The organism is Streptomyces sp. NPDC029526, from assembly GCF_040637405.1.
Classification (GTDB): Bacteria; Actinomycetota; Actinomycetes; order Streptomycetales; family Streptomycetaceae; genus Streptomyces.
On sequence record NZ_JBEZWE010000003.1, the window covers coordinates 218,212 to 242,640 of the forward strand.

A 24,429-nucleotide genomic window follows, 5' to 3' on the forward strand; every position below is an offset into this window, starting at 1 on the left:
GGACTCGGAGAGCCCCTGAGCAAGTCGAGAGGCGGGGTACGGGGATGAGCGTCGGCACGGGCAGCGCACCGGGGGCACGACAGGTGGCGCGTCCGCCCGCCCCCCGGCCCGGTGGACTCCACGACCTCGGCATCGATCCCGACCAGCTGCCCGACGGACTCGTCGTCGCCGACGAACACGGACGGGTGATCTGCTTCAACCGGGCCGCCGTCCGCATCGCCGCCCTCCCCGCCGAACAGGCCCTCGGCCGGCGCATCGAGAGCGCGCTGCCCTTACAGGACCTCGAGGGCCGCCACTGGTGGCAGCTCACCGACCCGTACGGCGGCCTCGCCATCCGCAACGGCCAGCCCGAACGCAACCTGCTGCTGCCCGGCGGCCGGGAGGTCCTGGTCGCCGCCCGCTACGTCCGCACCCGGCCCACCGGACCGCTGCGCCGCCTCGTCGTGACCCTGCGCGACACCGAGGCCCGCCGCCGCACCGAGCGCAGCCACGCCGAGCTGATCGCCACCGTCGCCCACGAACTCCGCTCCCCGCTCACCTCCGTCAAGGGCTTCACCGCCACCCTGCTCAGGAAGTGGGAGCGGTTCACCGACGACCAGAAGCGGCTCATGCTGGAGACCGTCGACGCGGACGCCGACCGGGTCACCCGGCTCATCGCCGAACTGCTCGACATATCGCGCATCGACTCCGGCCGCCTGGAGGTGCGCCGCCAGCCCGTCGACATCGGCGCCGCCGTCGGCCGCCACATCCAGGCGTACGTGGCCGCAGGGCAGAGCGCCGACCGGTTCCTGCTGCGCGTCCAGCACCCGCTGCCCGACCTGTGGGCGGACCCGGACAAGATCGACCAGGTGCTGAGCAACCTGCTGGAAAATGCCGTGCGCCACGGCGAGGGAACCGTCACCATCGACATCACGCCCGCGCCGTCCCCGAGGGAACCGGAGGACGGCGAGCACGCGGCCACGTCGGTCACCGTGAGCGACGAGGGCCCCGGTATCCCGGAGGACTCCATGAACCGCGTCTTCACCCGCTTCTGGCGGGGCAGCAAACGCGGCGGCACCGGGCTCGGGCTGTACATCGTCAAGGGCATCGTCGAGGCCCACGGCGGCTCCATCACGGTCGGGCGGGCCCGCGCCGGCGGTGCCCAGTTCCGATTTACGTTGCCCGTGGGGGCCCCGGCCTTCGCCCGCGACCTGCCACGCGGCGCGCGGTAGTCGCGCAGGCGGGCCCGGGACCCCACGGGCGCATTCGTTCCTCCCCGCCCCGTTAGACTCGACCCTTGGCACCTTTGTGTCCCCGGGCCAGGACGTGTCGTGCACGAGCGGTGTCGGGGACCATCAGCCCCGGGGGCACCTCCCAGTGGCAACTGGGGGACAAATCGGAAGTACGGGAAGAGATGTCGGCACCGAATAAGTCGTACGACCCTGTCGAGGTCGAGGCGTTGAAACCGGAAGAGATCGAGCGCATGCGGGACGAGGCGCTCGCCGCCTTCGCCGCCGCGGACTCCCTGGACGCGCTCCACGAGGCCAAGGTCGCCCACACCGGCCCCGCCTCCCCGCTGGCCCTCGCCAACCGCGAGATCGGCGCCCTGCCCCCGCACGCCAAGGCCGAGGCCGGCAAGCGGGTGGGCCAGGCGCGCGGTGCCGTGAACAAGGGCCTCGCCGCCCGCCAGGCCGAGCTGGAGGCGGAGCGGGACGCCCGCGTGCTGGTCGAGGAGTCCGTGGACGTCACGCTGCCCCACGACCGGACGGCCCCGGGTGCCCGGCACCCGCTGACCACCCTGTCGGAGCGCATCGAGGACATCTTCACGGCCATGGGCTACGAGGTCGCCGAGGGCCCGCAGGTCGAGGCCGAGTGGTTCAACTTCGACGCCCTCAACATCGGCCCCGACCACCCCGCCCGCGGCGAGCACGACACCTTCTTCGTGCAGGGACCGCAGGGCGGCACCGAGTCCGGGGTCGTGCTGCGCACCCACACCTCGCCGGTGCAGATCCGCTCCCTGCTCGACCGCGAGCTGCCGGTGTACGTGATCTGCCCCGGCCGCGTCTACCGCACCGACGAACTGGACGCGACCCACACGCCCGTCTTCCACCAGGTGGAGCTGCTCGCCGTCGACGAGGGCCTCACCATGGCCGACCTCAAGGGCACGCTGGACCACATGGTGCAGTCCCTGTTCGGCGAGGGCATGAAGACCCGGCTGCGGCCGAACTTCTTCCCCTTCACCGAGCCGAGCGCCGAGATGGACATGCTCTGCTACGTCTGCAAGGGCGCGTCCGTCGGCAACCCCGACCGGCCCTGCCGCACCTGCTCCAGCGAGGGCTGGATCGAGCTGGGCGGCTGCGGCATGGTCAACCCGCGGGTGCTCACCGCCTGCGGCGTCGACCCGGAGAAGTACAGCGGCTTCGCCTTCGGGTTCGGCATCGAGCGGATGCTGATGTTCCGCCACAACGTCGAGGACATGCGAGACATGGTCGAGGGTGACGTCCGGTTCACCCGGCCGTTCGGGATGGAGATCTGATGCGGGTCCCGCTTTCCTGGCTGCGGGAGTACGTCGACCTGCCGGCCACCGAGACCGGCCGTGACGTACAGGCCAAGCTGATCGCCGCGGGCCTCGAGGTCGAGACCGTCGAGCACCTCGGCGCCGACCTCAAGGGCCCCCTCGTCGTCGGTCAGGTGCTGACCATCGAGGAGCTGGAGGGCTTCAAGAAGCCGATCCGCTTCTGCACCGTCGACGTCGGAACGGCCAACGGCACCGGTGAGCCGCAGGAGATCGTCTGCGGCGCCCGCAACTTCGCCGTCGGCGACAAGGTCGTCGTGGTCCTCCCCGGCGCCGTGCTGCCCGGCGGCTTCGCGATCTCCGCCCGCAAGACCTACGGCAAGGTCTCGCACGGCATGATCTGCTCCAGCGACGAGCTCGGCATGGGCGACGACGGCAGCAAGGGCATCATCGTGCTGCCGCCGGAGACGGAGGTCGGCAAGGACGCCATCGAGCTGCTCGAACTGGTCGACGAGGTCCTCGACATCGCCGTCACCCCGGACCGCGGCTACTGCCTGTCGCTGCGCGGCGTGGCCCGTGAGACGGCCACCGCCTACGGGCTGCCGCTGCGCGACCCGGCGCTGCTCGACGTGCCCGGCCCGAACGCCTTCGGCCACCCGGTCAAGGTCTCCGACCCGGCCGGCTGCGACCGCTTCACCGCCCGCACCGTGACCGGCCTGAGCCCCGAGGCGCGCTCCCCGATCTGGCTCCAGCGCCGCCTGCAGAAGGTCGGCATGCGCCCGATCTCGCTGGCCGTCGACATCACCAACTACGTGATGATGGAGCTGGGCCAGCCGCTGCACGCCTACGACCGCGCCCAGGTCCAGGGCACCATCGGGGTGCGCCGCGCCGAGCCGGGCGAGAAGCTCACCACCCTCGACGGCGTCGAGCGCACCCTCGACGCCGAGGACCTGGTCATCACCGACGACCGGGGGCCGATCGGCCTCGCCGGTGTCATGGGCGGCGCCGACACGGAGATCGCCGACGTCAACGGCGGCGCCGCCGGGTCGACCGACGTGGTCATCGAGGCCGCGCACTTCGACGCGGTGTCCGTCGCCCGCACCGCCCGGCGCCACCGGCTGTCCTCCGAGGCGTCCCGGCGCTTCGAGCGCGGCGTCGACCCGCAGGCCGCCGCCGCTGCCGCGCAGCGCACCGTCGACCTGCTGGTCCTGCTGGCCGGCGGCACCGCCGAGGCCGGCGTCACCGAGGTCGTCGCGCCCAGCGCGCCGCACACCATCACCCTCCCGGCCGACCACCCGGACAAGGTGGCGGGCGTCGCCTACGGGCGGGAGACGGTCGTCCGGCGGCTGCAGCAGGTCGGGTGCGACGTCTACGGCCAGGACGAGCTGATCGTGACCGTGCCGTCCTGGCGGCCCGACCTCACCGACCCCAACGACCTGGCCGAAGAGGTCATCCGGCTGGAGGGCTACGAGAACCTGCCCGCCACCCTGCCCCGTCCGCCCGCCGGCCGCGGCCTGAGCCCCCGCCAGCGCCTGCACCGGCGCGTCGGCCGGGCCCTGGCCGGCGCCGGGTACGTGGAGGCGCCCAACTACCCCTTCGTCAGCGAGCAGGTCTTCGACCAGCTGGGCCTGGCGGCCGACGACCCCGCCCGCCGGGTGGTGCGGCTGACCAACCCGCTCAACGACGAGGAGCCCGCCCTGCGGACGTCGCTGCTGCCGGGCCTGCTCGGCGCGCTGCGGCGCAACGACGGCCGCGGCACGCACGACCTGGCGCTGTTCGAGACCGGCCTGGTCTTCCACCCGCGGCCCGAGCAGCGGACCGCCGGCCGGCTGCCCGTGGACCGCCGACCCACCGACGAGGAACTCGCCGGACTCGACGCCGCACTGCCCGAGCAGCCGCGGCACGTCGCGGTCGTCCTCGCCGGTGCCCGTGAGCGGGACGGCTGGTGGGGCAAGGGCCGCCCGGCCGACTGGGCGGACGCCATCGAGGCCGCCCGGACCGTCGCCCGCGAGGCGGGGGCCGAGCTGATCATCCGCAAGGGCCAGTACGGGCCCTGGCACCCCGGCCGCTGCGCCGAGCTCGCGGTGGTCGTCGACGGCGCCGAGCGGGTCGTGGGCCACGCCGGTGAGCTGCACCCCGGTGTGCTCAAGACCCTGGGCCTGCCCGAGCGCACCTGCGCCGCGGAGCTGGACCTGGACGCCGTGGAACGGGCCGGCGAGGGCATCCCGCAGGCACCTGCCATCTCCACGTTCCCGGTCGCCACGCAGGACGTCGCGCTCGTCGTCGACGCGTTCGTGCCGGCCGCCGACGTGGAGGCCGCGCTGCGGGAGGGAGCCGGTGAACTGCTGGAGTCCATCCGCCTGTTCGACGTCTACGAGAACGCCGAGCAGCTGGGCGAGGGCCGCAAGTCCCTGGCCTACGCCCTGCGGTTCCGCGCGGCCGACCGGACGCTGACCGTCGACGAGGCGTCGGCGGCCAGGGAGACGGCCGTCGCGCTGGCGGGCGAGCGCACCGGCGCGGTCCTGCGCGCCTGACCGCGCGAGCGCAGAGCGCACACAGCGCGCAGGGGGCGCACGTCACCTCGGGATCCACCCCGGGGTGGCGTGCGCCCCCTGCCCTTCCCGCTCCTGTCCCTGCCGGTCACCTCACTCATTCGGGTGACGATTGCGGGTGATACGTCCGGATGCGGTGCAGCGGCGACAGAATCGGACCGGCCTCACGGGGCCGGTCCGCGCTGTCAGGGGCCTATCTTGGGGGGCCGGCTGCATGATCCGCTTCAAGGCTGGGGTCCCCCGACGGGGCCGGCCCCCGACCGTCTCACGGGCAGCCACCCCCTCGCCCCGCCTCCGTCTTCCCCGCCGGCCCACCCCGTTCGGCAACCCCGACCGGCCCCGGGGCAGCCGGCTGCGCGCGGTCGGCGTCCCCACGGCCTGGGCCGCCGCCGCACTGACCTACCGGCTGACCTGCCCGCTCGTCCGCGACGACCGGCCCGGCTCCCGGCTCGTCAACAGCGCCGTCCTGTGCGCGCTCGGCACCGGCATGATCCTGCACGTCCGCCACAGCCTGCTGCGGGAACTGCGCCAAGCCCGCCGGGAGACCCGGGCCGCGCACGGCATCCCACTGCGCCCGCCCCCGCCCCACGTCGACGGACTCGCCGTCGCGGCGATCCAGCTGTCCGCCGACACGTCGGCCCGCATCGGCGGCGACCTCTACGAGGTGGTCGCCACCGACCACGGCGTGCGCGCCGTCATCGGCGACGTGCGCGGCCACGGCCCGGACGCCGCCCAGGCCGCCGCGGCGGTCCTCGGCTGCTTCCGCGAGGCGGCGCACGACGAGAGCGAACTGGCCGGCGTACTGCGCCGGCTGGAGCGGGTCATGACCCGCCGGGCCCGAGTCCGCCGGGACACCACCCGCACCGGCGCCGCCGCCCCTCACGACCCCGCCACCCCCAGCACGCCGGACCACGGGGACGCGGCCGACGAGGACTTCGTCACCGTGCTCCTGCTGGAGATCCTCCCGGACGGCGCCACCCGCGCCCTGAACTGCGGACACCCCTGGCCCCACCTGCTCAGCGGCACGGGCGCCGAACCCCTCGCCACCGCCGACCCGCTGCCACCGCTCGGCCCGTTCCCCCTGCCGCCCGACCTGCCCGCCACCCCCTGCGCGCCGCTGCTGCCCGGAACCACCGTCGTGCTGCACACCGACGGAGCCGAGGACGCCCGGGACGCCGACGGCCGCTTCTTCCCACTGGCCCGCATCCTCGACGAAGCCGCCCGCGCCACCCCGCACACCCCGCGGGCCGTGCTGCACACGGTCCTCGCCGCACTGCTGCGGCACACCGACGCGCCTCCCCAGGACGACGTGGCCCTGCTCGTCCTCACCAACGAACGCCCCCCACCACCCGCCGTCGCCGGCCGCGCGCGCGAGCCGGCCACGCCCCGCCTCACCGTGGGCCCCCGCCCGCCGCCCCCGGAGCCGTCCGTGTCCCGGACCCGCCCCGGGCCGTGAGCGGCCCGGCGCCGCGCCGCCGAGCGCGGCCCCGGGCAGCCGTGCGCCGTCCGCCCCGCCACGACATGTCGGGCAGGCAGCTGGGCGGACGGCGCGGAGCGGGCCGTCGCACTGTACGAGGGGGAGCCGACGGCCCGGCCGGCCTCTTTCGAGGCACCTCAGTCAAGCGAAGGGAAACTCTCCGCGACAGCGCGCACACGCTGCGGATGCGCGCACTCGGTTCACACCCCGTGTGAACCGATTACCGCTACTCTGTCCGGCACTGAGCCACCGGGGGGCCGACATGCAGCCCAACACCTTGCTCGACGCGATCCTGGACGAGGCGGGCATCTCCCACGCGGGACTCGCCGCCCGCGTCAACCAGGCGGGCCGGGCGCGCGGACTGACCCTGCGGTACGAACACACCGCCGTGGCCCGCTGGTTGAAGGGCCAGCGCCCCCGCGGTCAGGTGCCCGACGTGATCTGTGAAGTGCTCGCCCGCCGGCTCCGGCGCCCCGTCACCCTCGACGACATCGGCCTTGGCGTCCCCGGCGAACCGTCCGCCCCGCACACCGGCTCCCTGTCCGGGTTCGTGGAGCGCGCCACCGCCCTGTGGCGGTCCGACCAGCAGCAGCGCCCCCACCTGATGGGCGCCCCCGCCGTCACCGGCACACCGGCGGTCATGCCCGTCTGGGAGTGGGAGAACCCGCCCGAGGACGTGGACGTCTCCCGCGGCGGACGACACCGCGTCACGGCGGGCGACCTGTCCATGCTGCGCGCCGCCCGCGCGCACTACGAGCAGCTGTACCGCAAGGCCGGGGGAGTGGCGACCCGCGCCCGCATCGTCGGCTTCCTCAACGCCGAGGCCGCGCCGCTGCTGCGCGGCAGCTACACCGACTCCACCGGCCGCCAACTGCACCGCGCCACCGGTGGACTGGTCGCCATCGCCGGCATCTGCGCCTACGACTCCGACGCCCACGGTCTCGCCCAGCGCTACTTCCACCAGGCGCTCCGGCTCGCCAAGGCCAGCGGGGACCGAGGACTCGGCGCTTACGTCATCGCCCTGCTCGTCAACCAGTCGCTGTTCATGCGGGAGTTCCGCCAGGCCGTCGCCTTCGCGGAGGCCGCGCTGCGCACCGCCGGGACCCACATCACGCCCGCGCTCGCCTCCGACCTGTACGCGATGCAGGCCAAGGCGTACGCCCACCTCGGCGACGGCACGGCCGCGCTGGCCTGCATCCGGCGCGCCGAACAGGCCGCCGAACGCATCCGGCGGGGCCACGAACCCGACGAGACCGGCTACGTCCAACCCGGCCTGGTCAACGTCCAGGTGGCGGAGGCCCTGCTCAGCCTCGGCGAGCTGGCGGCGGCCGGGGAGCACGCGGCGGCGGCCGTCGACACCCCCGCGCACGACCGGGGCCGCGTGCACCGGCTGGCCATCCTGAGCACCATCGAGCTGCGGCAGGGCAACGCCGACCGGGCGGTGGCCATCGCGGTGCAGATGGCCGAACAGGCGCGGGGCATGGAGTCGCAGCGCCTGCGCGACCGTCTGCGCGCGGTCCGCGACCACCTCGTGCGCAGCGGCGGCGCGGGCACGGACGAGGCGGCCGAACTCATCGACGGGGCGCTGCGCGTGCCGCTGTAGTCCGGCGGCCGGGGTGGCCGAAGGCCCCGACGGGACGCACGGCGGACGGCGGACGAGGGCCGCACTCCGTAGCCCGCGCCGCCGTTGTCCCTGCCGTTGTCCCTGCCGTTGTCCCTGCCGCTGCCGCTGCCGCTGCCGCTGCCGCTGCCGCTGCCGCTGCCGCTGCCGCTGCCGCTGCCGCTGCCGCGGGCCTCTGATCCGCCACGGGGGATCCGGCGCGCCCCGGCGACCGTGCGCCCCCGCACGTGCTTCCGCCGCGCGGTCGGCTGCTCCCGGGGCGGCCGATTGTGCGCCTGCCTGTAGGGCCGTTTCTGCTGCGATATTGCCCCTTACTCATCGGAAGGCGGCAAACCCGTGCAGTGGACGAAGCAGTACGAACAAACTGTGTATGCCAACCGCTGGTTCCAGGTGAACCTCGCGGACGTCGAGCTCCCGGACGGCCGTCGCCTCGACCACTTCCTCATACGACTGAGGCCCGTCGCCGTCGCCACCGTCGTCAACGAGGCCAACGAGGTCCTCCTGCTCTGGCGCCACCGCTTCATCACCGACAGCTGGGGGTGGGAACTGCCCGCGGGCGTCGTGGAGGACGGCGAGGACGTGGCCGGGGCCGCCGCCCGGGAGCTGGAGGAGGAGACGGGCTGGCGGCCCGGCCCGCTGCACCACCTGCTGACCGTGGAACCGTCCAACGGCCTCACCGACGCCCGGCATCACGTCTACTGGTCGGATGAGGGCGAGTACGTCGGCCATCCCGTCGACGCCTTCGAGTCGGACCGCCGCGAGTGGGTCCCCCTCAAACTGGTCCCCGACCTGGTGGGGAGCGGCGAGGTGCCGGGCGGCTCGATGGCCGCGGCGTTACTCCTGCTGCACCACTTACGCCTCGGCCAGGACACGCGGCCGGGTCCCTGACTCGGTCCCTGGTGTGGTTCCCGACGCGGCCCCCGACCCGGTCCCTGACCCGGCCCTTGACCGGTCTCCGGCCGATACCGCGCCGGCCCAGGCCCGGAACCAGCGGCACTGCCGGAACCCCCGGAACCGTGGGAACCGCCGGAACCGCCAGGGGCCCGGCACCGGGTGCTCCGGTGCCGGGCCCCCGGCGGTGAGGAACGGGCTCGCGGTCTCAGCCGTAGGTGTAGAACCCCGACCCGGTCTTCCGGCCCAGCCGTCCCGCGTCGACCATCCGCTGGAGCAGCGGGGGAGCGGCGTACAGGGGCTCCTTGTACTCCTCGTACATGGAGTAGGCGACCGAGGCCACGGTGTCCAGGCCGATCAGGTCGGACAGCTTCAGCGGCCCCATCGGGTGGGCGCAGCCCATCTCCATGCCGTTGTCGATGTCCTCGCGGCTGGCGATGCCCGACTCGAACATCCGGATCGCGGAGAGCAGGTAGGGGATCAGCAGCGCGTTCACCACGAAACCGGAGCGGTCCTGGGCGCGGATGGCGTGCTTGCCCAGCACCTTCTCGGTGAAGACCTGGGCGCGGCTGAGGGTGCCCTCGGAGGTGGTGAGCGCGGGGATCAGCTCGACCAGCTTCTGCACCGGCGCCGGGTTGAAGAAGTGGATGCCGATGACGTGGTCGGGGCGGGCGGTGGCCACCGCCAGCTTCACCAGCGGGATGGAGGAGGTGTTGGAGGCCAGGATCGCGTCCTGGCGGGTCACCACCTGGTCGAGCACCTGGAAGATCTCGGTCTTCACCTGCTCGTTCTCCACCACGGCCTCGATCACCAGGTCCCGGTCGGCGAACTCGCCGAGGTCCGTGGTGAAGGTCAGCCGGGCCTGCGTGGCCTCCAGCTCCTCCGCGGTGATCTTCCCGCGCTCGGCCGCCTTGGTCAGCGAGTTGAACAGCCGGGTACGGCCGATCTCCAGGGCCTCGCCGGTCGTCTCGGCCACCATGACGTCCAGGCCGGCCCGGGCGCACACCTCGGCGATTCCCGCGCCCATCTGGCCGCAGCCCACCACTCCGACGCGTTCGATGTCGGTCACATCGTCCCTTTCGCTGATTTTGGGCGACTCATCCGTTATGGCGGTGGCAGGTTGCCGGGTCCCGGAGCCTGCTCCGTTCGTGCACGTTACTCCGAGGTATCGATGATCGATCGTCGGGGTCGGGCATCCTGGGGCACGAAACCGTCCACGACCGGCGGTTCCGCCGGAATCTCGGGGTGTGGAAATGCGACAAGTGTCACGCAGGACGTTCGCGGCGGCCGCGCTCTCCGCGCTGGCGACGCTGCCGGCGGCGTCGGCGGCGCACGGACGGCAGCAGCCGCTGCCGTCCGCCGGACCGCAACGCGGCGGCGCCGCCGCGGGCGAGATGCGCGGGGTCTGGGTGGCGAGCGTGGGCAACCGCGACTGGCCGTCGGCGCCGGGGCTGAGCGTCACGCGGCAGCGGGCGGAACTGATCGCCCACCTGGACACCGCCGTCCGCCGACGGCTCAACACGGTGATCCTCCAGGTCCGGCCCACCGCCGACGCCCTGTGGCCCTCACCCCACGAGCCCTGGTCGCAGTACCTGACCGGCACCCAGGGGCGGGACCCCGGCTGGGACCCGCTGGGGACCGCCGTCGAGGAGGCCCACGCCCGGGGACTGCAGCTGCACGCCTGGTTCAACCCCTACCGGGTCGCCCTGCACGCCGACCCCGGCCGCCTGGTGGCCTCCCACCCCGCCCGCCGCAACCCGGGCTGGGTCGTGCCGTACGCCGGGCGGTTGTACTACAACCCCGGGCTGCCCGAGGTCCGCGCCTTCGTGCGGGAGGCCATGCTCGACGCCGTGCGCCGCTACCCGGTGGACGCCGTCCACTTCGACGACTACTTCTACCCGTATCCGGTCGCCGGCCAGACCTTCGACGACACCGCCGCCTACCGCGCGCACGGCGGCGGCTTCTCCGACCGGGCCGCCTGGCGGCGGGACAACATCGACCGGCTGGTGCGTGAGACGGCGGCCGGGATCAAGGAGGTCCGGCCCGGCACCCGGTTCGGCATCAGCCCCTTCGGCGTCTGGCGCAACGCCGGAACCGACCCCCTCGGCTCGGACACCACCGCCGGCGTGCAGACCTACGACGACCTGTACGCGGACACCCGCCGCTGGGCGCGGGAGAACTGGATCGACTACATCTGCCCGCAGCTGTACTGGAACATCGGCTTCACCGCCGCCGACTACGCGAAGCTGCTCCCCTGGTGGGCCGAGACCGTCCGCGGCTCCGGCACCCGGCTGTACGTGGGCGAGGCGCTGTACAAGGCCGGCGACCCGGCCCAGCCCGCCGCCTGGCAGGACCCGGCCGAACTGTCCCGGCACCTCACGCTCGCCGCCCGCCATCCGGAAGCGCGCGGCCACGTGTACTTCGCCGCGCGGGAGGTGGCGGACGACCCCGTGGGGGCCATGGCCCGGGTGGTCGCCGACCACTACGGCCGGCCGGCGGACCCCCCGGCCTGAGCTACTGCTGGTGGTGGTGCATCCTGTGCCGGATCTCGGAGTCGGGCCCGGGCGAGCACACGGTCTCGTGCCCGTCCTCGAAGCGCACCCGGTAGGGCGGGCTGCCCTCCGGACCCATCACTTCGACGATCTCGCCGACCTTGTCGTGCTGGCCGACCACCCTGCCGTGCTGGACAAGCTGGTCGCCCACGGTTGCGCGCATCGGTCTCTCCTCACCACGTGCGGGAGCAGCGGTCCGTCCTCCCGAGTCTACGGCCGGGAGCGCGGCCCGGCAGCGGACCGGACGCCACCCGCGGAACAACAGGCCGGGGCGCCTCATGTGCCCACCCGCGCACCCCGCTGGGTGACGGCGATGCCCGTCGGCGTCGCTGCGGCCGGCAGCGTCGCTTGCGCCCTCCCGGCCGTCGGGCCCGTCATGGCAGTGGGTGGCATCACGGCTGTGGCGGAACCAGGAGTCAGCCGTAGCGGAGCCAGAGGGTGACGCCCCGCCCGCAGTGATCCCTGGACGTCACAGCCGCCCGGCTGGAAGCATCCCGCCATGACCGCCACTCCACGCCTGCCCGAGGGGTACACCCTCACCACCGACCCGTCCCGCATCGACACCGGGCGCGTGCACCACTGGCTCTCCACCGACGCCTACTGGGCGCTCGGCCGCGCCCCCGCCACGCAGCGGGCGGCGATCGAGGGCTCCCTCAACTTCGCCGTCCACGAGGCCACCACGGACGAACAGGTGGCCTACGCCCGCGTGGTCACCGACCGGGCCACCTTCGCCTGGCTGTGCGACGTGTACGTCGACCCCTCCGTCCGCGGCAAGGGCATCGGCAGCGCCCTGGTCGCCGCGGCCCGGGAGGAGCTGCGGTCGTTCGGGGTGCGCCGCGTCATGCTCGCCACCCACGACGCGCACGCCGTGTACGCCCGGCTCGGCTTCCGGCCACTGGACCGGCCCGACCAGTGGATGGCGCTGGCCCTCGACTGACCGCCGACCGAGCGTCCGTCACCGCGCTCACCTGCGCCGTCGCGGCATTTGCCCGGCAGGTCCCCACCGGTGGGTGCCCCGCGTGTCACGCCGGGTGACGGGCCGAACGGGCCCCTTGACCTGCCCCCTCCCCGGGATGAACATCGCGGCATGGCACTTCGGGTCACGTTCGTCGCCGCAGCGGGGAGCTCCTCGCTGCTCGCCGAGCGTTTCCAGGACGACCGGCCTCTGGACCAGGCCGGGTGGCACGAGGTGCAGCGCGTCGCCCACGAACTGGTGCCGCTCGCCGCGGCCGACCTGCGCTACTGCTCCCCGAATCCCCGCAGCCGCGCCACGGGCGACGGCCTCGGCTACACCCCGCTGGTCCAGCTCGCCCTGCGCGACTGCGACATGGGCCGCTGGCGCGGGCTGAGCCTCGGCGAGGCGATGGCGCGGGAGCCGCAGGCCGTGGACGCCTGGCTGGCCGACCCGCGCTCCACCGCCCACGGCGGGGAGTCCCTGCTCGACTTCATCACCCGGGTCGGCGGCTGGCTCGACACCCGCCCCGCGGACGACGGCTGCCGGGTCGTCGCGGTGGCCGAGCCGTCCGTCATCCGGGCCGCCCTGGTGTACGTCCTGAAGGCGCCGCCCGCCACGTACTGGAGCATCGACGTCCGTTCGCTGTCGACGACCACCGTCGCCGGACGCGCGGGGCGCTGGAGCCTGCGGCTGGACCCGGTGTCGGCGCAGCCCACCCGCGCGTAGCCGGTGGCCGGTCCGGCCCGGATCGCCGGGGCGGGACCCGGCCCGTTCAGCGTGCCCGCGCGTAGTCGGTCCTCAGCTCCAGGTCCTTGGCCGGGCCGCGCACCCGCCAGACCGTCCGCCAGTGGTCCGCGTCCCGCACGGTGAACTCGCCCCGGTAGAGATCCGCCGCGCACGGGTGGTCGGCCACGTACCGGCCCGCCGTCAGGTCGAGATGATGGAACGGCCGGCCGTCGGCGAACCGCACGTCGGCGGTGCCGCCCGGCCCCGGCAGGAAGCGCAGCGTCCGCTCCGCGGGCCGGGCCGTGCCGCGCCAGGTGAACGTGCCCGCCTCCTCGTGCAGGAGCCCGCCCGCCGGGTCGGGACGGAAGACCGTCGTCCCGCTGAACTCGCCGGTGTCACCGCTCGCCAGGTCCCGCACGACGCGCGCCACCCGCCACCGTCCGCCGAGGAACGCCAGTACGTCCGGAACCGGCCGGAACTCCTCCATGCGTCGGCCGCTCCCTTCCTCTCGCGCCCTCGGGCACCGGGCCCCGGCAGAGAAGGTACCGCCGGGCACGCCGCCACCGGTCGCCGGCCCTCGTGGCGCCTGAGGGGTGACCGGACGGAGGTCAGGCAGGAGCCGGCACGGCGCACGCCGTCTGCGACGACAGCCGGCGCAGGGCGGCCTCCGCCAGCAGCCCCGCCGACACGACGGCCAGCAGCGGCTGCAGGGGAGCCCAGTAGCTCATGGCGCCGGACGCGCCCAGCAGGACGAGGACGAGCTTATTGCAGACCGGGCAGCCGACGGCGAAGAAGGACAGCACTCCGCCGACCGCACCCAGTCGGCTGCCGTCGCCGGCCCCCGGCTCCGGCGCGGTCGAGGGCTGCCGCACGTAGGTGCTCAGCACGATGCCCGCGAGCACGGCGGTCACCGCCAGGGCCGGATAGTTCCACCACTGGACGGGAACCGACCGTCCGAACAGCGGATTGGGCACCACGGCCGTGGGCGCGCCGACCACGATCGCCGTGACCAGGGCACCGACGCCCGCCACACCCCACTGCCCGCGCCGCCAGCCGCGCAGCGCGGCGACCGCCCGGCTCCACGAGCGCGGAGAAGGAGACATGACCGATCAACTCCGTCCAGGCATTCGGGACTCCGGCGACAACAGGGACGTCCAGGGACCCCGGAACCCTCCGCCGTGCGCCCCGCCGACGCCAGGCCACCCTAATCGGTCGGTTCCGCACCGCCCCCGGGGCACGTGCCGGGCCATCGACCTGCTGGGGCTCACGCCTCGCCCGGGGTGGGGAGAGGCCGAGGTGCCGACCGGGCGCCCCCGGGCGCGGCCGGCGGACAGCATTGCATAAACCTGCATGGGAGCGTATAGTCATGCCTCCTAAGGAGGAGGTTCCATGACGGTACGAGCCGCAGTGGCCGGGGCGAGTGGATACGCGGGCGGGGAACTGCTGCGTCTGCTGCTGGCGCACCCGGAGGTCGAGATCGGCGCCCTGACCGGCCACTCCAACGCCGGGCAGCCGCTCGGGGCGCTGCAGCCGCACCTGCGACCGCTGGCCGGGCGGATCCTGGAGCCGACCACCACCGAGGTGCTCGCCGGGCACGACGTGGTCTTCCTCGCGCTGCCGCACGGGCAGTCCGCCGCCGTCGCCGAGCAGCTCGGCCCGGAGGTGCTGGTGATCGACATGGGCGCCGACTTCCGGCTCGCCGACGCCGCCGACTGGGAACGCTTCTACGGCACCCCGCACGCCGGCACCTGGCCCTACGGCCTTCCCGAACTGCCGGGCCGCCGCGCCGCGCTGGAGGGGTCCAAGCGCATCGCGGTGCCCGGTTGCTACCCGACAGCCGTCTCGCTCGCCCTCTACCCGGCCTACGCGGCCGGACTCGCCGGGGCCGAGGCGGTGATCGTCGCCGCCTCCGGCACTTCCGGGGCGGGCAAGGCGCTCAAGCCGCACCTGCTGGGCAGCGAGGTCATGGGCTCCATGTCGCCCTACGGCGTCGGCGGCCTCCACCGGCACACCCCGGAGATGATCCAGAACCTGTCCGCGGCGGCCGGCGAGCGGGTCACCGTCTCCTTCACGCCGACCCTCGCCCCGATGCCCCGCGGAATCCTCGCCACCTGCACCGCGCAGGCGAGGCCCGGCGTCACCGCCGACGCGCTGCGCGCCGCGTACGAGAAGGCGTTCGCCGACGAACCGTTCGTGGACCTGCTCCCCGAGGGGCAGTGGCCCGCGACCGCCTCCGTGTACGGCTCCAACGCCGTGGCGGTGCAGGTCGCCCTCGACGAGGCGGCCGGGCGGATCGTCGCGATCAGCGCCATCGACAACCTGACCAAGGGCACCGCCGGCGGTGCCGTCCAGAGCATGAACATCGCCCTGGGGCTCGACGAGACCACCGGGCTGACGACGATCGGAGTGGCGCCGTGAGCGTGACGGCAGCGAAGGGGTTCACGGCGGCGGGCATCGCCGCCGGGATCAAGGAGAACGGCAACCCCGACCTGGCCCTCGTGGTCAACAACGGGCCCCGCCGCGCCGCCGCCGGAGTCTTCACCTCCAACCGCGTCAAGGCCGCCCCGGTGCTCTGGTCCGAGCAGGTCCTCAAGAGCGGGCAGTTGACCGCCGTCGTCCTCAACTCCGGCGGGGCCAACGCCTGCACGGGACCGAAGGGCTTCCAGGACACCCACGCCACCGCCGAGAAGGCCGCCGAGGTCCTCGGCACCGGCGCCGGCGAGATCGCCGTCTGCTCCACCGGGCTCATCGGCGTCCTGCTCCCCATGGACAAGCTGCTCCCCGGCGTCGAGTCCGCCGCCGCCCAGCTCACCGAGCACGGCGGCGAGAAGGCCGCCATCGCCATCAAGACCACCGACACCGTCCACAAGACGTCCGTCGTCACCCGCGACGGCTGGACCGTCGGCGGCATGGCCAAGGGCGCCGGCATGCTCGCCCCCGGCCTCGCCACCATGCTCGTCGTCCTCACCACCGACGCCGACCTCGACGCCGGGAGCCTGGACCGCGCGCTGCGCGACGCCACCCGGGTCACCTTCGACCGGGTCGACTCCGACGGCTGCATGTCCACCAACGACACCGTGCTGCTGCTCGCCTCCGGCGCCTCCGGCGTCACCCCCGAGTACGGCACCTTCGCCGAGGCCGTCCGGGCCGTCTGCGACGACCTCGGGCAGCAGCTGATCCGGGACGCCGAGGGCGCCAGCAAGGACATCAAGGTCGAGGTGGTGGGCGCCGCGACCGAGGACGACGCCGTCGAGGTGGGCCGCTCCATCGCCCGCAACAACCTCCTCAAGTGCGCCATCCACGGCGAGGACCCCAACTGGGGCCGGGTGCTCTCCGCCATCGGCACCACCCGGGCCGCCTTCGAGCCCGACGAGCTGAACGTCGCCATCAACGGCGTCTGGGTGTGCAAGAACGGCGGTGTCGGCGAGGACCGCGACAAGGTCGACATGCGCTACCGCGAGGTGCACATCGTCGCCGACCTCGGCGCCGGCGACGCCACCGCCACCATCTGGACCAACGACCTCACCGCCGACTACGTCCACGAGAACAGCGCCTACTCCTCATGAGCGACACACCCACCCGCAAGCACACCGCGCTGCCCAAGGCGCAGATCCTCATCGAGGCGCTGCCCTGGCTGACCCGGCACCACGGCAAGACCGTCGTCATCAAGTTCGGCGGCAACGCCATGGTGGACGAGGACCTCAAGGCCGCCTTCGCCCAGGACGTCGTCTTCCTGCGGCACGCCGGACTCAAGCCCGTCGTCGTGCACGGCGGCGGCCCGCAGATCAGCGCCGCCCTCGACCGGTACGGCATCGTCAGCGAGTTCAAGGCGGGCCTGCGCGTCACCACCGAGGACGCCATGGACGTCGTCCGCATGGTGCTGGCCGGCCAGGTCCAGCGCGAACTCGTCGGGCTGCTCAACCAGCACGGCCCGTTCGCCGTCGGCCTCACCGGCGAGGACGCCCACACCCTCACCGCCACCCGGCACCGGCCCGAGATCGACGGCGAGCCCGTCGACATCGGCCGCGTCGGCGAGATCACCGAGATCGACACCGGCGCCATCCAGGCGCTGCTCGCCGACGGCCGCATCCCGGTCGTCTCCTCGATCGCCCGCTCCCAGGACGACGGACATGTCTACAACGTCAATGCTGATACGGCGGCTGCGGCACTCGCTGCGGCGCTCGACGCCGAGACTCTCATGGTCCTCACCGACGTCGAGGGCCTCTACGAGGACTGGCCGCACTCCGACGAGGTGATCAGCCGCCTCACCGCGTCCCAGCTGGAGAAACTCCTGCCGGAGCTCTCCTCCGGCATGGTGCCGAAGATGGAGGGCTGCCTGCACGCCGTACGCAACGGCGTCACCACCGCCCGCGTCATCGACGGCCGGGTCCAGCACTCGATCCTGCTGGAGATCTTCACCGACGAGGGCATCGGCACCATGGTCGTGCCCGACGACACACCGGACACACCGGTCACCCAGGGGGAGTCGTGAGCAACGAGGAACTGACGGCGCGCTGGCAGGGCGCGCTGATGAACAACTACGGCACGCCGCGCCTGCCCCTGGTCCGCGGCGAGGGCGCCACCGTGTGGGACGCCGACGGCACCGCCTACACGGACTTCGTCGGCGGCATCGCCGTCAACGCGCTCGGCCACGCCCACCCCGCCGTCGTCGAGGCCGTCACCGCGCAGATCGCCACCCTCGGCCACGTCTCCAACCTGTTCGTCGCCGAGCCGCCCGTCGCCCTCGCCGAACGGCTGCTGCAGCTCTTCGGCCGCGACGGCAAGGTCTACTTCTGCAACTCCGGCGCCGAAGCCAACGAAGCCGCCTTCAAGATCGGCCGGCTGACCGGACGCGGCCACGTCGTCGCCACCGACGGCGCCTTCCACGGCCGCACCATGGGCGCCCTCGCCCTCACCGGCCAGCCCGGCAAGCGGGACCCGTTCCGGCCGCTGCCCGGCGACGTCACCCACGTCCCCTACGGCGACGCCCAGGCCCTGGCCGCCGCGGTCACCGAGGACACCGCCATGGTGATCATCGAGCCGATCCAGGGCGAGAACGGCGTCGTCGTCCCGCCGCCCGGCTACCTCAAGGCCGCCCGCGCCATCACCGCCGCCACCGGCGCGCTGCTCGTCCTTGACGAGGTGCAGACCGGCATCGGCCGCACCGGCACCTGGTTCGAGTACCAGGCCCACGACGGCGTCCTGCCCGACGTCGTCACCCTCGCCAAGGGCCTCGGCGGCGGACTGCCGCTCGGCGCCACCGTCGCCTTCGGCCGGGCCGCCGACCTCCTCGCACCCGGCGGGCACGGTACGACGTTCGGCGGCAACCCCGTCGTCTGCGCCGCCGCCCTCGCCGTCCTGGACACCATCGAACGGGACGGACTCCTGGACCACGTCAAGCGCCAGGGCGAACGCCTCCGCGCCGGCATCGAGGCGCTCGGCCACCCGCTCGTCGACCATGTCCGGGGCGCCGGGCTCCTCCTGGGTATCGTGCTCACCGAGCCGCTCGCGCCGCAGGCGCAACAGGCGGCTCAGGACGCCGGATTCCTGGTGAACGCGCCCGCCCCCGATGTCGTACGGCTCATGCCGCCGCTCACCCTCGCGGACGACGCGGTGGACGCCTTCCTCGGGGCACTCACCGGCATCCTGGACGAGGCCGGCCGGCCGGCGGGCGGGGAAGGACGATCCGGAGAATGAGACGACGATGAGCCAGGAGCAGGGTCACGCACCGCACGCCGGGCCTGCCGTACCGCAGACCCGCACCGCACGCCACCGCCGGATCGTGGACATCCTCAACCGGCAACCCGTGCGCAGCCAGAGCCAGTTGGCGAAGCTGCTCGCCGACGACGGGCTGACCGTCACCCAGGCGACGCTCAGCCGGGACCTGGACGAGCTGAACGCGGTGAAGATCCGCAACACCGACGGCGACCTCATCTACGCGGTGCCCAGCGAGGGCGGCTTCCGCACGCCGCGCGCGCCGCTGGGGGAGTCGGCGAAGGAGGAGCGGATGCGCAGGCTCTCCGCGGAGCTGCTGATCTCCGCGGAGGCCTCCGCCAACCTCGTGGTCCTGCGCACCCCGCCGGGCGCCGCCCAGTTCCTGGCCTCGGCCATCGACCAGGCCGAACTGCACGACATCCTCGGCACGATCGCCGGCGACGACACGCTGCTGCTGATCAGCCGGGAGGCGACGGGGGGCCAGGCACTGGCCGACCATCTGCTCCGGCTGGCCCAGAACGGCCACTGAGCGCTCCGCGGGTCGGCTGCGGTTTTTCGCGCAGTTCCCCGCGCCCCTGAGGAGGGGGTGGCTGTGCCGGTGGTGGCCCGCGGGTCGGCTGTGGTCTTTCGCGCAGTTCCCCGCGCCCCTGAGGAGGGGGTGGGGTGCGCGGGGTGGTGACCTGCGGGTCGGCTGTGGTGCTTCGCGCAGTTCCCCGCGCCCCTTGAACCGGGCCCAGGCACGAACGTTCCGCGCGGTCTGAAGAGAGGCCCGAGAACCGCGCAGACGCCCCGCAGACCACCACGGCCGACAGCCCCACTCCCCGGGGGCGCGGGGAACTGCGCGAGAACCCACCACGGCCGGCAGGTGGTCACGGCCGGGCAGTGCCGACTTCCCCTCGGGGGCGCGGGGAACTGCGCGAGAACCCGCGACGGCCCGCAGGTGGTCACGGCCGGGCAGTGCCGACTTCCCCTCGGGGGCGCGGGGAACTGCGCGAGAACCCGCGACGGCCCGCAGGTAGTCACGGCCGGGCAGTGCCGACTCCCTCAGGGGCGCGGGGAACTGCGCAAGAACCCCGCGACGGCCCGCAGGTAGTCACGGCCGGGCAGTGCCGACTTCCCCTCGGGGGCGCGGGGAACTGCGCGAAAACCCGCGACGGCCCGCAGGCCGTCACGGCCGGCCAGCGGGCCCACCTCCTCAGGGGCGCGGGGAACTGCGCAAAGCCGCCCACGCCCCGCAGGGCCCCTCACCCCAGCCGGTCCGCCAACCCCGCCGTGCAGCGGACCTCGTCACCCGCCGTGATGAGCAGCGCCTCCACCCCGGGCAGCGTCTCCAGCCACGCGAGCCCGGCCCGCGAACCCATCGCGAACGCCGCGGTGGCCCAGCAGTCCGCCCAGGTCAGGCTGGGCGCGACGACGGTCACCGCCACCAGGTCGGTCACCGCCGAGCGCCCCGTGCGCGGGTCGACGATGTGGTCGCCGCGCTCGGAGGTGCCCGAGGTCGCCACGGCCAGCTCGTCCGCCCCGGCGGCGGACACCACCGCCGCCAGGCCACCCGGCCGCAACGGGTCCGACACGCCCACCCGCCAGGGCCGCTCCGGCCCGGGCGCGCCTAGGAGCTGGACGTCGCCGCCGCCGTTGACGTTCACCCCCGAGGCTCCCGCTCGGGTCAGCCGCCGGGCCGCCCGTTCGGTCGCCCAGCCCTTGACGATGCCGGTGGGGTCGAGCCGGCCCCGGTAGCGGGGGCTGAACCAGCCCTCGCTGAGCCGCTCAGCCTCCTCCGCCAGGTCCAGGACCTCGGCGACCTCCGGGTCGCACTCCGCCACGGTCAGGTCTCCGCGGGTGAGCCGGGAGATCTGGCTGTCGTCCCGGTAGGTGCTGAACACCTCGTCGATCCGGTGCAGTTCGGCGACCGCGTCCGCCAACGCCGCCTGCACGGAATCGGGTTGCCCGCCGCGGACGTCGAAGGAGAAGACGGTCCCCATCGTCTCCTCCACGTGACGCACCGCGGCGGGAGCCTGTGCCGACCCGGTCACCGTCTCAGCCACCGGCCTGGTCCAGTGCCGACTGGAGCGACTTCTTGTACCCGGCGCTGGTGTAGGTGGCCCCCGAGACGGCGTCGATGTCGGCGCTCCCGGCCGTGACCGCGGCCTTGTTCAGCCGGGGCACGGACAGGTTGGTGACCTGGTCGCTCTGGCCGCCCTGGGGTGCCTGGACCGCCTCGGCCTTGGTGATCTTCCCGCCGGCGACGGTGATCCGGACCTGCACCGTGCCGTACTCGTTCTTCTCGGCGTCACCGGTGAAGGTGCCGTTCTTCAGGGTCTTCGCCCCGCCCCCGCCCCGCTGCTTCCCGGCGCCGGCGTCCGCCCCGGAGCCGGACCCGCCCGAGCCCGACGCCCCGGCGGAGCCCGCCCCGTCCGACCCCTCCGGCGCCTTCGACGCACCGGACGAGGCGGGGGGCGCCTCCGCCTTCGCCTTGTCCAGCGCGGACTGGAGGGACTTCTTGTACCCGGTGCTGGTGTAGGTGGCCCCCGAGACGGCGTCGATGTCGGCGTTCCCGGCCGCGACGGCGGCCTGGTTCAGCTTGGGGACGGCGTTGGCGGTGATCTGGTCGCTCTGGCCGCCCTTGGGTGCCTGGACCGCCTCGGCCTTGGTGATCTTCCCGCCGGCGACGGTGATCCGGACCTGGACCGCCCCGTACTGGGTCTGCGCCGCGTCGCCGGTGACCGTGCGCGCCTGCGCGTCGCCTCCGCCGCCCTGCCCGGAGCCGGCTGCCTTCGCGGCCTTGTCCAGCGCGGACTGGAGCGACTTCTTGTAGCCGGTGCTGGTGTAGGTGGCCCCGGACACGCTGTCGATGTCCGCGCTCTGCGCCGCGACGGCGGCCTGGTTCAGCTTGGGGACGGCGTTGGCGGTGATCTGGTCGCTCTGGCCGCCCTTGGGTGCCTGGACCGCCTCCGCCTTGGTGATCCTGCCGTCGCTGACGGTCAGCCGGACCTGGACCGCGCCGTACTGGGTCTGCTCGGCGTCCCCGGTGACCGTGCCGTCGCCGATGGCCCGCGCCCCGCCCTGCGGGGACTGGGCCGCCGCGGGCGGGGCCGCGCCGCCCGCCGCGTCGGCCGATCCGGGGTCGGACCCCGGCTTCAGCGACAGCAGCAGCACGATGCCCGAGACGGTGGCGGCGGTGGCCAGCACGGCACGCCGGACGGGGTGAGACTTCCTCATCGTTTTCCAAGCTCCTGAAAAGGTGTGGACGGCCCGTCGCTCACATCTCGAACGACTCGTGGTGGATGCGGCGGGCGGGGACCCCCGCGCCGCGCAGTGCCTCGTACACGGACTGCGCGAATCCGGGCGGCCCGCACATGAAGACGTCGTGCCGGTCGATGTCCGGGATCTTGCGCTGCAGGCTCTCCGCCGAGATGTCGGGCCGCTCGCCCTCCGGGCTGTTCACCGCGTACATCAGGCGTGCCCCGCGCTCGTCGGCGATCTTCGCCAGTTCGTCCCACAGGGCCAGGTCCTGTGTGGTGTTGGCCCGGTACAGCAGCGTGATGTCGCCGGCGGCGCCGGGCAGCGTCTCGAACAGCGCCCGCATCGGGGTGATGCCGACCCCGCCCGCCACCAGCAGCACCTTGCCGCGGCTGCGGCGCTGCGCGGTGAGCGCCCCGTAGGGGCCCTCGGCCCACACCCGGGTGCCGGGCTCCAGCTCGCGCAGCCGGGAGCTGTGGTCGCCGATCGCCTTGACGGTGATGCGCAGCATGTCGGGGCGGGGGGCCGCCGACAGGGAGTACGGGTGGGAGCTGAAGCGCATGCCCGGCGCGAGGAAGCGCCAGCGGAAGAACTGCCCCGCCTCCGCGCCCATCCGGTGCAGCTTGCGCCCGCTGATCAGCACCGACGTGATGCCGGGCGTCTCCTCGACGACCGCCTCGACCCGCATCCGGTGCCGCAGGTTGAGCCGGATCGGGGTGATGACCCGGTACCACAGGACGAGCGCGGTGACGGTGCCGTAGAGCCCGTACCAGAAGGTCTTCGCGGACGGTTCGACGGCGAACTCGTTGCCGGTGGTGATCTGGTGCCAGAACGTCAGGTACACCGCGGCGTAGGTGAGCAGGTGCACGTGGTACCAGCCGTCGTACGGCAGGCGGCGCCGGACCGGGCCGATGGAGATGAAGGCGATCACGAACAGCAGGCCGGTCCCGATGGCGGCCTTGCCCATGTCCGGCAGCTCGTTGACCGAGGTGATCGTCTGCTGGACGATGTCGCCGAGGGTCTTGCCCGCCTGGAGGGCGTAGCCCCACATGATGAGGAAGACGTGGGCGATGACGAGGCTCACGGTGTAGCGGCCGCTCATGGCGTGCCAGCGCGCGACCCGGTCGGAGCCGACCCGGCGTTCCAGCGCGGGCACCCGCGCCATCTGCAGCACCACGAGGGCCATCAGGTAGCCGGCGAGCAGGCCGGTGATCCGGCCCGCGGCGACCACCCGGCCGGTGGTGTCCGCGATGGACGGGGTGTTCGTCCACCACAGCCACAGCACGGCCACCCCGCCCGCCCCCACGGCGAGCAGCAGGGGCACGGCGGGGGAGCGGCGCGGGCGGATGCGGCGCATCGTCTGGCGGCGGGCGGCACGGCCGCCGGCGAGCGTGGTGGTCACGGTTCCTCCGTGGGGACTTGGCCCTTGGCCCACAGATACGTGCCGTGACGCTGCAGCGTTCAGCGGAATTCGAGGTCAGTGACGGGTGATCGCGGTGGCCCCCTCCCGGGTGCCGATCGCCAGGTGCGGCCGCCGGGCCGGCTCGGCCCAGCGCAGGATCCGCCGCATGTCCGCGGCGGGCACGGAGACGCACCCGGCCGTCGCCCCGCTGCCGTTGACGTGCAGGAAGATGCCGGCGCCCCGGCCGCGCTCCGGCGCCCGGTAGTTGAAGGCGACGACGAGGGCGTGGGCGTACTGCTCGCGGTAGGTGATCAGGTGCTCGGCCTCGGTGGCCCGGCAGTCGGCGGACAGCGGTTCGGTCCAGCGGTTGTAGTGGCGGGAGTCGTTGTCCTGGCACCACCAGGAGTCCTCGCGCACCGGCCGGTACGGGTAGGCGGTCCCGTCGGGCGCCGGCCGGATGCCGAAGGCGTACGGCAGCCGGAACAGGCCGGTCGGGGTGGTGCTGGTGCCCTGCCGGCGGGTGGCGCCGTCGGCCAGCCCGTTGGCCCCGAAGCGGGCCGGCGCGGAACCGGCCGCCACCCAGCGCCCGCCCCGGCGGTCCCACCAGGTGAGGGTGCCGGTGGTCGAGCGGGTGTCCGCCGCCACCGCGGTGATCAGCTGGGTGCCGTCCCCGGTGTCCGCCATCCGCGCGGGCAGCGGTACGGCCGTGGGCGCCGGCGGAGGCGCGGCGGACGGGGGGCCCGCGCCGAGCGCGAGGAGGGAGAGGCAGACGAGGAGGGCGGCGGGGGCGGCACCTGGGCGCAT

At 73.8% G+C, this 24,429-nt stretch carries 23 protein-coding genes; 15 read left to right on the top strand and 8 right to left on the bottom strand.

Going from position 1 to position 24,429, the window contains the following annotated elements; genetic code table 11:
• Window positions 1-44 precede the first annotated feature (44 nt).
• The 7 genes from AB0F01_RS11865 to AB0F01_RS11895 all read left to right on the top strand — a co-directional run bounded on the left by AB0F01_RS11865 (window position 45) and on the right by AB0F01_RS11895 (window position 9,032).
• Window positions 45-1,211: an ATP-binding protein gene (locus tag AB0F01_RS11865; RefSeq protein ID WP_362093081.1), complete on the top strand. Its 1,167-nt coding sequence runs from the start codon at window positions 45-47 to the stop codon at window positions 1,209-1,211.
• 182 nt (window positions 1,212-1,393) lie between these two features.
• Window positions 1,394-2,515 (top strand): phenylalanine--tRNA ligase subunit alpha, encoded by a 1,122-nt coding sequence (pheS, locus tag AB0F01_RS11870; RefSeq protein ID WP_362093083.1) that lies wholly within the window; start codon window positions 1,394-1,396, stop codon window positions 2,513-2,515.
• On the top strand, window positions 2,515-5,028 hold the full coding sequence (gene pheT, locus AB0F01_RS11875; RefSeq protein ID WP_362093086.1) for a phenylalanine--tRNA ligase subunit beta: 2,514 nt from the start codon (window positions 2,515-2,517) through the stop codon (window positions 5,026-5,028). Before pheS ends, pheT begins: the two co-directional genes overlap by 1 nt.
• Window positions 5,029-5,260: 232 nt before the next feature.
• Window positions 5,261-6,502, top strand: a complete 1,242-nt coding sequence (locus tag AB0F01_RS11880) for a PP2C family protein-serine/threonine phosphatase (RefSeq protein WP_362093089.1) — start codon at window positions 5,261-5,263, stop codon at window positions 6,500-6,502.
• Window positions 6,503-6,785: 283 nt separating this feature from the next.
• Window positions 6,786-8,126, top strand: coding sequence for a transcriptional regulator (locus AB0F01_RS11885; protein WP_362093092.1), 1,341 nt, complete (start codon window positions 6,786-6,788; stop codon window positions 8,124-8,126).
• A gap of 84 nt (window positions 8,127-8,210) precedes the next feature.
• Window positions 8,211-8,429, top strand: a complete 219-nt coding sequence (locus tag AB0F01_RS11890) for a hypothetical protein (protein ID WP_362093094.1) — start codon at window positions 8,211-8,213, stop codon at window positions 8,427-8,429.
• A 51-nt stretch (window positions 8,430-8,480) separates the two neighbouring features.
• Window positions 8,481-9,032: an NUDIX hydrolase gene (locus AB0F01_RS11895; protein ID WP_362093097.1), complete on the top strand. Its 552-nt coding sequence runs from the start codon at window positions 8,481-8,483 to the stop codon at window positions 9,030-9,032.
• A 211-nt stretch (window positions 9,033-9,243) separates the two neighbouring features.
• On the opposite strand, the gene AB0F01_RS11900 is transcribed toward AB0F01_RS11895, so the two are convergent.
• Complete coding sequence (locus AB0F01_RS11900) at window positions 9,244-10,104, bottom strand: 3-hydroxybutyryl-CoA dehydrogenase (protein ID WP_362093099.1); 861 nt, start codon at window positions 10,102-10,104, stop codon at window positions 9,244-9,246.
• 184 nt (window positions 10,105-10,288) lie between these two features.
• On the opposite strand from AB0F01_RS11900, the gene AB0F01_RS11905 reads away from it, so the two are divergent.
• A complete protein-coding gene (locus AB0F01_RS11905; RefSeq protein ID WP_362093100.1) occupies window positions 10,289-11,548 on the top strand; it encodes a family 10 glycosylhydrolase in 1,260 nt (419 codons plus the stop codon).
• Between the two features lies 1 nt (window position 11,549).
• Here the strand turns inward: AB0F01_RS11905 and AB0F01_RS11910 are convergent, their stop codons facing one another.
• Window positions 11,550-11,750: a DUF1918 domain-containing protein gene (locus AB0F01_RS11910; RefSeq protein ID WP_362093103.1), complete on the bottom strand. Its 201-nt coding sequence runs from the start codon at window positions 11,748-11,750 to the stop codon at window positions 11,550-11,552.
• A gap of 336 nt (window positions 11,751-12,086) precedes the next feature.
• Here AB0F01_RS11910 and AB0F01_RS11915 point away from each other — a divergent pair, with 336 nt between their 5' ends.
• Window positions 12,087-12,524, top strand: a complete 438-nt coding sequence (locus AB0F01_RS11915) for a GNAT family N-acetyltransferase (protein WP_362093106.1) — start codon at window positions 12,087-12,089, stop codon at window positions 12,522-12,524.
• 150 nt (window positions 12,525-12,674) lie between these two features.
• Window positions 12,675-13,268, top strand: coding sequence for a histidine phosphatase family protein (locus AB0F01_RS11920; protein WP_362093108.1), 594 nt, complete (start codon window positions 12,675-12,677; stop codon window positions 13,266-13,268).
• A gap of 46 nt (window positions 13,269-13,314) precedes the next feature.
• Here the strand turns inward: AB0F01_RS11920 and AB0F01_RS11925 are convergent, their stop codons facing one another.
• Together AB0F01_RS11925 and AB0F01_RS11930 are read right to left on the bottom strand one after the other, a co-directional pair.
• Entirely contained in the window at window positions 13,315-13,755 is a 441-nt protein-coding gene (locus AB0F01_RS11925; protein WP_362093111.1) for a DUF6314 family protein, read from the bottom strand.
• Window positions 13,756-13,876: 121 nt separating this feature from the next.
• The gene (locus AB0F01_RS11930; protein WP_362093113.1) at window positions 13,877-14,371 is read right to left on the bottom strand and encodes a hypothetical protein; all 495 of its coding nucleotides are present in this window, start codon (window positions 14,369-14,371) and stop codon (window positions 13,877-13,879) included.
• 286 nt (window positions 14,372-14,657) lie between these two features.
• Here AB0F01_RS11930 and argC point away from each other — a divergent pair, with 286 nt between their 5' ends.
• From argC to AB0F01_RS11955, 5 genes are read left to right on the top strand one after another with little or no spacing between them, the layout of a single operon-like run.
• Window positions 14,658-15,686, top strand: a complete 1,029-nt coding sequence (argC, locus tag AB0F01_RS11935) for an N-acetyl-gamma-glutamyl-phosphate reductase (RefSeq protein ID WP_362093116.1) — start codon at window positions 14,658-14,660, stop codon at window positions 15,684-15,686.
• On the top strand, window positions 15,683-16,834 hold the full coding sequence (argJ, locus tag AB0F01_RS11940) for a bifunctional glutamate N-acetyltransferase/amino-acid acetyltransferase ArgJ (protein WP_362093118.1): 1,152 nt from the start codon (window positions 15,683-15,685) through the stop codon (window positions 16,832-16,834). The genes argC and argJ overlap by 4 nt, the downstream gene beginning before the upstream one ends.
• Complete coding sequence (gene argB / locus AB0F01_RS11945) at window positions 16,831-17,760, top strand: acetylglutamate kinase (RefSeq protein WP_362093121.1); 930 nt, start codon at window positions 16,831-16,833, stop codon at window positions 17,758-17,760. Before argJ ends, argB begins: the two co-directional genes overlap by 4 nt.
• Window positions 17,757-18,965, top strand: a complete 1,209-nt coding sequence (locus AB0F01_RS11950; protein WP_362093124.1) for an acetylornithine transaminase — start codon at window positions 17,757-17,759, stop codon at window positions 18,963-18,965. The genes argB and AB0F01_RS11950 overlap by 4 nt, the downstream gene beginning before the upstream one ends.
• Window positions 18,966-18,972: 7 nt before the next feature.
• Complete coding sequence (locus AB0F01_RS11955; RefSeq protein WP_164333049.1) at window positions 18,973-19,512, top strand: arginine repressor; 540 nt, start codon at window positions 18,973-18,975, stop codon at window positions 19,510-19,512.
• Window positions 19,513-20,227: 715 nt separating this feature from the next.
• On the opposite strand, the gene AB0F01_RS11960 is transcribed toward AB0F01_RS11955, so the two are convergent.
• The 4 genes from AB0F01_RS11960 to AB0F01_RS11975 all read right to left on the bottom strand — a co-directional run bounded on the left by AB0F01_RS11960 (window position 20,228) and on the right by AB0F01_RS11975 (window position 24,429).
• Window positions 20,228-20,965, bottom strand: a complete 738-nt coding sequence (locus AB0F01_RS11960; protein ID WP_362093568.1) for an FAD:protein FMN transferase — start codon at window positions 20,963-20,965, stop codon at window positions 20,228-20,230.
• 55 nt (window positions 20,966-21,020) lie between these two features.
• A complete protein-coding gene (locus AB0F01_RS11965; RefSeq protein WP_362093127.1) occupies window positions 21,021-22,202 on the bottom strand; it encodes an FMN-binding protein in 1,182 nt (393 codons plus the stop codon).
• A 40-nt stretch (window positions 22,203-22,242) separates the two neighbouring features.
• Window positions 22,243-23,625 (bottom strand): ferredoxin reductase family protein, encoded by a 1,383-nt coding sequence (locus AB0F01_RS11970; RefSeq protein ID WP_362093130.1) that lies wholly within the window; start codon window positions 23,623-23,625, stop codon window positions 22,243-22,245.
• A gap of 75 nt (window positions 23,626-23,700) precedes the next feature.
• Window positions 23,701-24,429, bottom strand: coding sequence for a L,D-transpeptidase family protein (locus tag AB0F01_RS11975; protein ID WP_362093133.1), 729 nt, complete (start codon window positions 24,427-24,429; stop codon window positions 23,701-23,703).

What these genes read in the sequence shown, in the direction of transcription:
- AB0F01_RS11865 (WP_362093081.1), top strand. Translation starts at nt 45, where the DNA reads ATGAGCGTCGGCACGGGCAGCGCACCGGGGGCACGACAGGTGGCGCGT.
- pheS (WP_362093083.1), top strand. Translation starts at nt 1,394, where the DNA reads ATGTCGGCACCGAATAAGTCGTACGACCCTGTCGAGGTCGAGGCGTTG.
- pheT (WP_362093086.1), top strand. Translation starts at nt 2,515, where the DNA reads ATGCGGGTCCCGCTTTCCTGGCTGCGGGAGTACGTCGACCTGCCGGCC.
- AB0F01_RS11880 (WP_362093089.1), top strand. Translation starts at nt 5,261, where the DNA reads ATGATCCGCTTCAAGGCTGGGGTCCCCCGACGGGGCCGGCCCCCGACC.
- AB0F01_RS11885 (WP_362093092.1), top strand. Translation starts at nt 6,786, where the DNA reads ATGCAGCCCAACACCTTGCTCGACGCGATCCTGGACGAGGCGGGCATC.
- AB0F01_RS11905 (WP_362093100.1), top strand. Translation starts at nt 10,289, where the DNA reads ATGCGACAAGTGTCACGCAGGACGTTCGCGGCGGCCGCGCTCTCCGCG.
- AB0F01_RS11910 (WP_362093103.1), bottom strand. Translation starts at nt 11,750, where the DNA reads ATGCGCGCAACCGTGGGCGACCAGCTTGTCCAGCACGGCAGGGTGGTC.
- AB0F01_RS11915 (WP_362093106.1), top strand. Translation starts at nt 12,087, where the DNA reads ATGACCGCCACTCCACGCCTGCCCGAGGGGTACACCCTCACCACCGAC.
- AB0F01_RS11920 (WP_362093108.1), top strand. Translation starts at nt 12,675, where the DNA reads ATGGCACTTCGGGTCACGTTCGTCGCCGCAGCGGGGAGCTCCTCGCTG.
- AB0F01_RS11925 (WP_362093111.1), bottom strand. Translation starts at nt 13,755, where the DNA reads ATGGAGGAGTTCCGGCCGGTTCCGGACGTACTGGCGTTCCTCGGCGGA.
- AB0F01_RS11930 (WP_362093113.1), bottom strand. Translation starts at nt 14,371, where the DNA reads ATGTCTCCTTCTCCGCGCTCGTGGAGCCGGGCGGTCGCCGCGCTGCGC.
- argC (WP_362093116.1), top strand. Translation starts at nt 14,658, where the DNA reads ATGACGGTACGAGCCGCAGTGGCCGGGGCGAGTGGATACGCGGGCGGG.
- argB (WP_362093121.1), top strand. Translation starts at nt 16,831, where the DNA reads ATGAGCGACACACCCACCCGCAAGCACACCGCGCTGCCCAAGGCGCAG.
- AB0F01_RS11955 (WP_164333049.1), top strand. Translation starts at nt 18,973, where the DNA reads ATGAGCCAGGAGCAGGGTCACGCACCGCACGCCGGGCCTGCCGTACCG.
- AB0F01_RS11960 (WP_362093568.1), bottom strand. Translation starts at nt 20,965, where the DNA reads ATGGGGACCGTCTTCTCCTTCGACGTCCGCGGCGGGCAACCCGATTCC.
- AB0F01_RS11965 (WP_362093127.1), bottom strand. Translation starts at nt 22,202, where the DNA reads ATGAGGAAGTCTCACCCCGTCCGGCGTGCCGTGCTGGCCACCGCCGCC.
- AB0F01_RS11975 (WP_362093133.1), bottom strand. Translation starts at nt 24,429, where the DNA reads ATGCGCCCAGGTGCCGCCCCCGCCGCCCTCCTCGTCTGCCTCTCCCTC.